This is a genomic window from Calditrichota bacterium (genome assembly GCA_014359355.1).
In the GTDB taxonomy this organism is placed as follows: Bacteria; Zhuqueibacterota; Zhuqueibacteria; order JANLFK01; family Oleimicrobiaceae; genus Oleimicrobium.
Genome location: JACIZP010000110.1, coordinates 1 through 10435, shown reverse-complemented (window position 1 = coordinate 10435; position 10435 = coordinate 1). Strand labels below are relative to the sequence as shown.

The window sequence follows — 10435 nt, the reverse complement described above, 5'->3', positions numbered from 1 at the left end:
GATTGCACAACTACTGCCACGCCGTGCCGGGAAAATGGAACAAGATGGGGGTAATACACTCTCCCGGAGGCTACCTGCGCTGGTTCAGGGACGCCCTCTGCCAGGAGGAGGTGGCCCGGGCTCGCCAACAGGGCGTTGAGGTGTATGAGCTGCTCACTGCGGCTGCGGCGGCGGTACCGCCAGGGGCAGAGGGGCTGCTCTTTCTCCCCTACTTGGCGGGGGAGCGGACACCGTACCCCGATCCCAACGCGCGGGGGGTGTTCATCGGCCTAAGCCTGCGGCACAGCAAGGCGCACTTGGTGCGAGCGGTGCTGGAGGGTGTCACTTTCGGCATGCGCGACTCCTTGGAGATCATGCGCGAGCAACACATCGAGGCGCAGCAGATACGTGCCTCGGGGGGCGGCGGAAGGAGCGCCTTGTGGCGCCAGATTCAGGCCGATGTGTTCGGCGCACCGGTGACCAGCATCAACGTGGAAGAGGGGCCGGCGTTCGGCGTGGCGCTCCTGGCGGGTGTAGGAACGGGCCTGTACGCCTCCGTCCCCGAGGCGTGCCAGGCCACCATTCGCGTCGTCAGCGAGACGAAACCCAGGGCCGAGGTCACTGCACTGTATGAGCGGTACTATCGGCTCTACCGCAGCCTGTACCCCTTGCTGCGCGGCACCTTCACGCAGGTCGCCGCACTGGTCAACTCCTAGTCGGGCCGGCGTTCGAGTCAGCGATCGGGAAAGCGGGCCTTGGCTGAGGCCCCAAGGCGGAAAGAAGTCCCGGCGCAAGGAAGCGACCTGCGCACGCTCCGAATGCAAAGCAGCCCCCAGGGGCACGAGGCATTTCGGACGGGTCGAGAGGCCGAGCCCCACGCGAAGCGCCCCGCCCGAGTGGCCGTTCCCGACGGGAGGAACACAGGCCCGTCTTGAAAAACAACGAGGACCGCATGGAACCGCAGAAAAAAAGTCGCCTCTCGGGTTTCCCGCGCACCTTCTGGGTATCGATCGTCTTCGAATTCTTCGAAAGAGGCGCCTATTACGGGATGATGAGCTTCCTCTCCGTCTACCTGACGGAACAGCTGCACTTTGCCAAAGAGAGCGTGGGACTCATCAAGGGAACAATACAGCCGCTGCTCTACTTCCTTCCCATTCTCAGTGGCGCAGTGGCCGACCGCTTCGGGTATAGGCGCACGCTGCTCGTCGCCTTCAGCCTCCTGGGAGCAGGCTACTTCCTGACAAGTCAGGTGACGACGTACACTGCGGTTTTCATTTCCCTCGTGGTCATGGGCTTGGGCGCTGGCGTTTTCAAGCCGATCATCTCCGGAACCATTGCCCGAACAACAGACGAAAGTAACAGCTCCCTGGGCTTTGGCATCTACTACTGGTCGATTAACCTCGGGGCGTTTCTCTTTCCCCTCATCCTGGTCCCGTACCTCAAGAACAGCTTCGGTCCTCGCACGGTCATCTTGGCCTCGGCGCTGGCCACCGGCTCCATGCTCATCCCCACGCTCTTGACCTACCGCGACCCTGCGCGACCCAAGGCAACCACCAATCTCCTCACCACCCTGGCCAACGCGTTCGAGATCGTCTACAGCCCGTTCGTGCTCTTGTTCTACCTGCTGCGGAAGAAAGGTGCTGCCGCCGGCGTGGCACTGGCCATCGGGTTGGCCACAGTCCTTGGGGGGATAACCCTGTTCGTCGCCTTGGGGAGTTTCTTCCTCTTCTTTGTAGGGACACTCTTGGTGGTCAGCGTGGCCATCCTGGCCATACGGTCGCGAGGCCTCCGCTCCTGGTTGGTTCCAGCGGGCGTTGCGGCTGTTGGCGTGCTTTTCTGGCTCCTCCCTGGACTGTCGCTGTTCACCAGGATCGTGGTGACCGTTATTTACGCCACGGTTTTCTCGCTGCTCACTATCGAGTACCAGGACATGGCACGAGCCAGAGCCAACGCCCGATTCTTGCTGATGATCCTGGTCTATTCGGGATTCTGGATCCTCTACTTCCAGATGTTTGATTCGGTGCTCTGGTACGTGAATGACTACGTGGACGCAACGCCACTGAACAGGGTCGTCAACGCCGCGCTGCACGCTATCGGCCTGCACCTCAACTGGTTCTTTGACGTGGAACATGTGACGGTCATCAATGCGGGCACCATTATCGCGCTGCAACTCATCGTCTCGGCCATCGTCAGGAAGACCCGCGCGCTGCCCACGATGGTGGTCGGCATACTCTTCGGCACTGTTGGAATGGCCATCCTCGCGATTTCGCCGAGCATTTGGGTCTTTATCGTGGGCATCATCATCTTCTCCATTGGCGAAATGACCGCCCACCCCAAGTTCTTCTCGTACGTGGGCATGACTGCTCCAAAAGACCGCGTGGCCACCTACATGGGCTACATCTTCCTCTACGGGGTGATTGGCAGTAGCGTGGGCGCGATTCTGGGGGCGCATCTCTACGTGCATTTCGTCGACACCTTGCATCAGCCGCGCACCCTGTGGCTCCTGTTCAGCGGCATTGGCGTGCTGACGATAGTGGGACTGTTGGCTTACGACCGGTTTCTCGTGGGCAAGACGGACGCCGAAAATGGTCAACCCGGCGGCCACGCATAACATTGTTTCTTGGTCTGGTGCCACGCCGGTGGCGCTGGCGGTGCACAAGGGGAACTCCGGCGAGAGGACGACGCAGGCCAGGGCAGGTTTGAAGTCCGTTCCGGGCGGCCGCTAAGGCAGGCGTGTGCCCCGGCTGGGGGACCTGGCGCTCTCTGGAGCCAGACTGCGGCAGCCGTCCGGCAATCAGCCTGAGCCCCGTATGTGTGGTAGATGGGCAACAATATGGAGTACCACAAGGTGAGCTCTCTCTTCGTTCTTCTGTTGGCAACAACGCTTTGCTGCTCTCCTCAGGCACCGCGCCTTGTGGGGGAGGCAGCGTCACCTCGTCGATTTGATGCGGTTGTGGCTGTAGATGGCAGTGGCGATTTCACGTCGATCCAAGACGCCATCATGGCGGCGCCGCACTCGGCCACGCCCGCGGATCGCTGGGTGATTTTTGTCAAACCCGGCACATACCGAGAGCTGGTGTACGTGCAGCGCGAACGAGGCAGCATCCGGCTGGTGGGTGCGTCTCCCGAATCAACGGTCATCACCTACGACTTGCACGCGAAGTTGGTTGGATTCGATGGCAAGCCAATTGGCACATTTCGGACCCCGACGGTGGTGGTGGATGGCGACGACTTTATTGCTGAGAACATCACTTTCGAGAATGCAGCCGGCCCGGTGGCTCAGGCCGTGGCGCTCCGCGTCGACGGGGATCGCGTCGTGTTCAGAAACTGCCGTTTCCTCGGCTGGCAGGACACCATCTTGCTCAACCGGGGCCGCGTCTACTTCAGCGGCTGCTCCATCGCCGGCCACGTCGACTTTATCTTTGGCGGGGGCACTGCCTTCTTCGACCACTGTCACATTCACTGTCGCGGCAACGGCTACATAACAGCGGCATCAACTCCGGCCAGTCAGCCTTTTGGCTTTGTCTTCTCGCACTGCACGATCACCGGCGAGCCTGGAGTGCTGACCTATCTGGGCCGACCATGGCGCGCATACGCATCGGTGGTCTTCCTGAACACGAGCATGTCCGAGGTGGTGAGGCAGGAAGGCTGGCACAACTGGGGCAAGCCAGAGTGCGAGAGAACGGCGCGCTTCGCCGAGTGGCAAAGCAGTGGCCCTGGCGCCCACCCACAGCACCGTGTGACATGGGCCCGTCAACTCACCGACGCGGAAGCCAAGGCTTTCTCTCTGGAAAATGTGCTGGCCGGAGGAGACGGCTGGAATCCTGCCGCTGAGCTCAGCGGAGAGGCACGTTGAGGGAAGGCTCAGGGCGAAACCCGCTTATGCTCGTCGCGCCCTGAGAGAGGCGAAAGCCCACGGCGTTCGCGGCGGGGCCCGAGCTGCTGTGGACAATCAAGCTCGGCCTTGTGCAACCCGCCCTTGTACAGGTGGGAAGCCTTTTGCGGCCTAACCCGAGACGGGTTGTGGGCCTTCTGGGCCACGGCTTAGCAGGGGCCGACAACAGGAAAGTCATCGCTTTTCCCAGTATCCCGGATGATAGCCGCAAGGAGGTCAGGAACCATGATGAAAATTCATCCCCGTGGTGCGTGGCAGCTTCTCGCTGCAGTTCTCACCTGTGCGCTCCTCAGCCTGAGCATGCGTGTCGACGCGGCACAGGTGGATACAGTGGCCATTTTCAGTCCTGCCATGGCGAAGGCAGCGCAAGCGGTGGTCGTTCTCCCGGAACGCTATCTCACGAGCCAGGAAAGGTTCCCTGTTGTCTACCTCCTGCATGGATGGAGCGGCTCCTATCGCGACTGGCCGACCAAGGCGGACCTCAAGCCCCTGGCGGACCGTTATGAGTTCATTCTCGTCTGCCCGGACGGAGGCTACGCCAGCTGGTATCTCGACAGCCCCTTGCGCAAGGACTCCCAATACGAGACCTACATTGCCAAGGAAGTCGTCGACTATGTAGACGCGCACTACCGGACGATCGCCGATTCCACGGGAAGGTTTCTCTGCGGCCTGAGCATGGGTGGCCATGGGGCCTTTACTCTCTTAGCAAAGTACCCTGAGCGCTTCGCAGGAGCCGGGTGCCTGAGCGGCGCCATGACCCTCACGCCTGCAGCCCGCCGAGCCGGCCTTGCCGACGTGTTGGGCGAATACGAGCAGGCGCCACGCTTGTGGGAGGAAAATTCCGCCACGTTCCTCTGCACGCGCCTGGCCGGACGAAACAAAGCCATCTTCCTGGACTGCGGCATAGACGATTTCTTGTTGGACACTAACCGCCAACTGCACAGCCGCATGATTGAGCTCAAAATCCCGCATGACTACACCGAGCGGCCAGGTGCCCACACTTGGGCGTATTGGAGCAACGCCCTTGAGTACCACCTGCTCTTCTTCAGCAAGCACCTGAAGAGAAAGAGCGCGCCATGATGGAGCACCAGCAGGTACCGCAGGCGAGAAGCGAAAGAATCACCAACGGGACCGCTCCTCCGGAGGAGGGCAGGCCCCCTGGCCCTTAGCAGCAAGAAAGTTCACCACTGGTGCACGCAGGTCGGATTAACTGGGTGCGCACACGGCAGGTGAGGCGTGGGGCCTTCCGCCAGATTCACTCACGAGGCCGGCACCGGCGTGGGTGAAAGCAAGGCACGTTCCAACGTGGCGAGCACTTTGCTCGTCTTTTCCGCACAGCGGCGGAAAGCAGCCAACAGTCGCTCGGCGGCCTCCGCCTCGTCCTCGCCGAAGCCCATGATGACCGCCGTTCTCCCCACAAAACGGGGATCGATCTCCTCCCCCGTCGACGCGGTAAGGCGATACAGGCTCCTGAGCCGCTCATAGAAGTCGAGCGCCTCGGCCAACGCCCGGAACTCTCTGCTGTGGCGCGGATCCACTCGCGGGAGAGCCTCCAGCAGCGCGCCGGTGACCGGCTGGTCAATACGGAATTTCGCCTTGAGCATCAGTAGAGTCATCTCGATGTCGCGCATGCAACCGATGCCTTCCTTGATGTTGCGTCCTGCCCCAGGGAGCTTGCGCACCTCGCGATGGCGTGCGTGTATCTCGGCACGCATCTGCGCAAGATACCGCTCCACTTGCGCATACACATGCGGTTCGATGATGCGGCGGAGAAACGTTTGCTGAAGCTTGTGGCTTCCCACCACCATGCGCGACCCGAAGACCTGCGACTTGTCCACCACCACCGAATCGCCATTTTCGCTGAGGTAGTCATCCAGCTCCCTCATGGTGGTCACGTAGTGGCCGAAAAGATCGGCAAAGCGGTAGTGGGGCAAGATCCCGCGGCGAATGAGCTGCTGGTTCATACGGCTGGCGATCTTGTCCCCGTAGGCGCGCAACTTCGGGTCATCGGAGTCCAAGAGGAAGAACAGGTCATAGTCGTCCACAAAGGCCTGTTCGCGCGCATGTCCGCCCGACACAAACAATCCCAGCAAATCCCTGGTGGCCACCGAGGTGCCCGCTTGCTCATCCAACTCCGCCTTGCACAGATCGAAGAGTGTGCGCAGGTAGCGGTGCGAGGACTCGGTGAATTGAGCACCAACCGCGGCGATGGGCGCGCCTGCCAGACACAGCACGCCCAGGCGGAAGAATTCCAAGTCGAAAAAGTCGCCGAGCCGCTCTTTCTTGGCCACAAAGGAGCCATACCGGTCCACGTCGCCATAAAGCCCCTCAGCCAACTGCTGCAGACGCGCGGGCTTGTCCAGCAGATGAATAGCGCTTGGATGGCGCTCCAGGACGCGCATGAAAAATCGCTTGAAGTACTCGCTGCTATGGATGTGGAGCTCACAAAGCTCCAGCAGCCGCGCGCGCACCTGCGCCACGTCGGGATCCCAGGTCTCGCCACGCAGCTTGCTGGCGAAGATCCGCCTTTCCTCCTCGGTGATGCAGGCCAAGTAGCGGTTCATCAGTTGTGGGTAGTGATCAAACACCCGCACCATGCGCCTGATTTCTTCTGGCGTACCAGCAAACGCCTCCAAGAAGGCCCGGCTAAACTCGGCAAAGACACACCCCTTGGGGAATTTGTCCTGGTGACGGGCAAGCATCACCAAAAACGACAGCTCGGCGATGAAGGCGTTGGTGCCCCAGGCGGCAAAGCGACCGACGAGCTCACGCGCCTTTTCTGGGTCTAAGGCACACCAGTCTCTGACCAGCGCTACCAACAGGGCCGCCTGGTTCTCTTCTAACGCCTCCAGCACATCGTCCCAGAACTTTGTGCCATTGAAAAACTCCAGGTGTTGGATGAAGCGCAGCGCCAAATTCTCGGAGCTCAGTGGATGGGCAACACCGGCGGCAGCCTGTCGTAAAGGGCTGAACACGCTCACGGTGCGGAGGTGCTGCGTCACGTGCGGCAGCAGCTCATCGAGAGCGCGTTTAGCCTGCGCCACGTAGCGATAGTAATCGACCAGAAGGTGTTGCTCGGCCGAAACCACACCGGTATCCACATAGCCCATGGTCCTGGCCACCGGCACAAGGGTCGCCCTGGCCTGCTCGCTCTCCAAGTAGATTTCTTCCTCCTGCACCACGAAGAGCTGGTAAAGGTAGCGAAAGGTTTCAAGGAAAGTGAGCGCCTCCTCCAGAGCCATGTACATCGAGGCGCGGGCGGCATCGCGCCTCCAGAGCTCGTAAAGGATGCCCCAGCAGTTGACTTTGTCAACACGGAAAATGGTCTTGCCGGCAAAGAGGGCCCCCTTGATCATGCGCAGCGCGTCGTTCTTCAGGTTGATGCGGTTGGGTTTGACCTGGCGAATCTGGAGGGAGCGGACCTCGCCCAAAATGCCGCGCAAATAGCCCTCGTGGTAGCGGTTGTCGCCGCGACGATGGTAATAGTAGCGCGCCGTCACCTTGCGCTGAAAGTCGCGGAACAGGCGACGGCTGCCTACAATGGGCGCCGCATTGAGCATCTCGCTGATGATGACGAAATCGCGAATCTCGGTCTCCAAGAGAGCGCAGTACTCAGGAATGGAGGCCGAAAAGCCGCTCTGCCCGACATGTTCCGAAATGTGCATGTGCAGGCACACGGCCCTTTTGAACATCTCCCTGCTCAGCTTGCTGAGGGCGCGGTTGAGATGCTCGCGGTTGGGGGAGCCGTCGTCGATGACGCCGATGTCCAGATCGTCCTGGTCGGTACGCGTGCCCACGCCGCAGATGACGAACTCCGGGCGCTGTTCCGCGGGGAGGAAAAGCTGCAACAGCTCCTCCATGTAGGTGGCGATGAGAGCGCGCAGCTTGGCGCCAACGTCGAGCATGAACTTCTGATAGACCTGTAGGGGCTCGCTGCTGGCGGAGAGATCGAGCATGAGCACGTCAAGGGCGCGGAGGTTCAGGTGCAGGAACTGCAGGCCGAAATAGGTGCCAAGGAACTCCAGCTTCTCCTTTTCGGTAGTGCCCTGGGCACGCACCACCTCCATCTCGGCACGCAAGTCGCGGGCCACCGTCCACAAGTGCACCTGGTCGATGGCGCCAGAAGCCTCCAGCCGCTCCACCAAAGAGTCCAGGTGGAGGTCGATCATGCGGAGGTACTTCTGATTATGGTTGCCGAGATGGGCAACCCTCTCTCTAAGGCGATGGAGAACGGTTTCCATTGGTGGTCCTGATTGCAGGTTGCCAAGCTGCCCCCGGAGAGGGCGCCAGGTACTCGCTGCGACGGACTCCCACCCAGGAGAGGGCGAGACGCTGCTCGCGGCTCCGCCCAGGACTACCGAACGGTAGCTGGGCGGAGATCCCGACATCGTGGGCCGGCACCTTGCTCCGCCCGCGGCGCGGCCCTCCCGCGAGGGGCTGTGGCAGGCTTACTTCGAGCTCTCCTCCTTGATACGGCGCACACTATTGCTGTGGCACTTCGGACAGGCCCGCTCCTCGGTGATCTTCGGGTCGTAATGGGCCATGAATTCGTATCCACAGCGCAGGCATTTGAACTTTGCTTCCGCCATAGGCGACGCTCGCTACCTCCTCCCTATGCGGATGCGGCCGCCGCCGCACTCTCTTTCTGCAGCGGGTCATAGTCCTTGAGGATCTCCATGGTCTGGCGGATCTCCTCCAAGGTGACCTTCTGGCGCAATTCCTCCAATTCGCGCATGACGCGGGCAAACTTCTGCCCCTCGGCGGCGCTGATCCACTCCAACTGCAGCCGCTCCGGACGGATGCCCTTCTTTTCCAACTTGTCCCAAAGACGCTCCACCCGCCGCTGCGTCCACTGCACGGCGTTAATGTAGTGGCAGTCGGCGAAGTGACACCCGGACACCAGAACGATGGGCGCGCCTAACTTGAAGCCGTACCAGACGAACTTTTCATCGACGCGTCCGCTGCACATGGTGCGAATGAGCCGTGCGGTCGGCGGGTACTGGAGCCGGGCAGTGCCCGCATTGTCGCCGCCGGCATACGAACACCAGTTGCAGGCAAAGGCAAGAATCTTCTCTTCGGGCTTGTCCTCCAGCAAAGCCTGGATCTGCGCCAAAATCTGCTCGTCCCGAAAGTGCCGCATATGAATGGCGTCGGTGGGACACTCCGCGGCACAGGCGCCACACCCCGCGCATGCCGCTTCGATGAATACTGGATACTGGCCCTTCTTGCGGTCTGGGGGAACGATCGCATGATAGGGGCACACCCTACTGCACAGGCCGCAGAAGGTGCACCGTGCCGGGTCCAGCATGGAGGTGATCGCCTCAATGGTCACTTGGCCAGCATTGAGCAGGATGCCGGCGCGGGCCGCCGCTGCCCCAGCCTGCGTCACACTGTCCTTGATGTCCTTGGGGGCCTCCACACACCCCGCATAGAAAACGCCCTGCGTGGGCGCATCCACCGGCTTCAATTTGGGGTGGGACTCCAACAGGAAGCCGTCTGCGGTATTGGACAGAGTAAGCAGCTTCTGCAGGTCCTTCTGCTCCGCCCGCGCCTGCATCCCCACGGCCAGGACCACCATCTCCAGCTCGTGCTCCTCGATCTTGCCGGTCATGGTGTTTTCCACCAGAAGCACCAGATTCTTGGTGACCGGGTCTTCGTAGATGTCTCCGGGTATGCCGCGGATGTACTGCACCCCCTCCTCTTTGCTCCGTCGGAACATCTCCTCAAAGCCCTTGCCGAAGGCGCGGATGTCCATGTAGAAGACCTTGCACTGCACCTCTGGGTAGTGGTCCTTGAGCAGGAGCGTGTCCTTCACCGTGTTCATGCAACAGACGTTGCTGCAATAGCGGTTGCCGCGTTTAGTGGAGCGGGACCCGACGCACTGAATGAACCCCACCGTCTTGGGCAGGCGGCGATCGGTGGGACGGATAAAATGCCCTGCGGTGGGGCCGCCCGCACAGATGAGGCGCTCGAATTCCATGCTGGTAATCACGTTCTCAAAGCGGGTGTAGCCGAACTCGTCTAAGGGGCGTGGGTCGTAGATGTCCAGGCCAGTGGCAACGATGATGGCCCCTACCTCCCGCTCCACGATTTCGTCCTGCATGTCATAATCAATGCACTTCTTGGCGCACACCTTGGCGCACTTGCCACAGGCAATGGGGTTGGTGCCTAAGCAGTGGGCCATGTCCAAGATGTAGGCCGAGGGTACCGCCTGGGCAAAGGGCAAGTAGATGGCCTTGCGCGAGGAGAAGCCCTGTTGGTACTCGTCCGGCACCACCACCGGGCAGACCTTGGCGCAGTCGCCACAGGCATTGCAATCCTCGGTGCGCACGTAGCGGGCCTTCTTGCGGATCTTGACCTTGAAGTTACCCACGAATCCGGTGACTTCGTCTACCTGGCTGTAAGTGAAGAGCTCGATTTTGGGATGTCGACCGACATCCATCATCTTCGGCCCGAGAATTCATATGGCGCAGTCCATGGTCGGGTAGATCTTGTCCAGGGCGGCCATAATGCCGCCGATGGACGGCTCCTTCTCCACCAGGTAGACTTGGTGCCCGGCAT

7 protein-coding genes are annotated in these 10435 nt (G+C 61.1%); 4 read left to right on the top strand and 3 right to left on the bottom strand.

Going from position 1 to position 10435, the window contains the following annotated elements:
* The 4 genes from H5U38_04570 to H5U38_04555 form a co-directional block, all read left to right on the top strand.
* A partial coding sequence (locus H5U38_04570) for a xylulokinase (protein MBC7186295.1) occupies nt 1–695 on the top strand: 695 nt, incomplete at its 5' end.
* 236 nt (nt 696–931) lie between these two features.
* Nucleotides 932–2590, top strand: coding sequence for an MFS transporter (locus H5U38_04565; GenBank protein MBC7186294.1), 1659 nt, complete (start codon nt 932–934; stop codon nt 2588–2590).
* A gap of 222 nt (nt 2591–2812) precedes the next feature.
* Complete coding sequence (locus tag H5U38_04560) at nt 2813–3835, top strand: pectin esterase (protein MBC7186293.1); 1023 nt, start codon at nt 2813–2815, stop codon at nt 3833–3835.
* A 264-nt stretch (nt 3836–4099) separates the two neighbouring features.
* Nucleotides 4100–4954: an esterase family protein gene (locus tag H5U38_04555; GenBank protein ID MBC7186292.1), complete on the top strand. Its 855-nt coding sequence runs from the start codon at nt 4100–4102 to the stop codon at nt 4952–4954.
* 179 nt (nt 4955–5133) lie between these two features.
* On the opposite strand, the gene H5U38_04550 is transcribed toward H5U38_04555, so the two are convergent.
* The 3 genes from H5U38_04550 to H5U38_04540 form a co-directional block, all read right to left on the bottom strand.
* Nucleotides 5134–8115 carry a hypothetical protein gene (locus tag H5U38_04550; protein MBC7186291.1) on the bottom strand — a complete coding sequence of 994 codons (2982 nt, stop codon included), beginning with the start codon at nt 8113–8115 and terminating at the stop codon, nt 5134–5136.
* A gap of 207 nt (nt 8116–8322) precedes the next feature.
* A complete protein-coding gene (locus tag H5U38_04545; protein MBC7186290.1) occupies nt 8323–8463 on the bottom strand; it encodes a hypothetical protein in 141 nt (46 codons plus the stop codon).
* A gap of 23 nt (nt 8464–8486) precedes the next feature.
* A partial coding sequence (locus H5U38_04540; protein ID MBC7186289.1) for a hydrogenase iron-sulfur subunit occupies nt 8487–10435 on the bottom strand: 1949 nt, incomplete at its 5' end.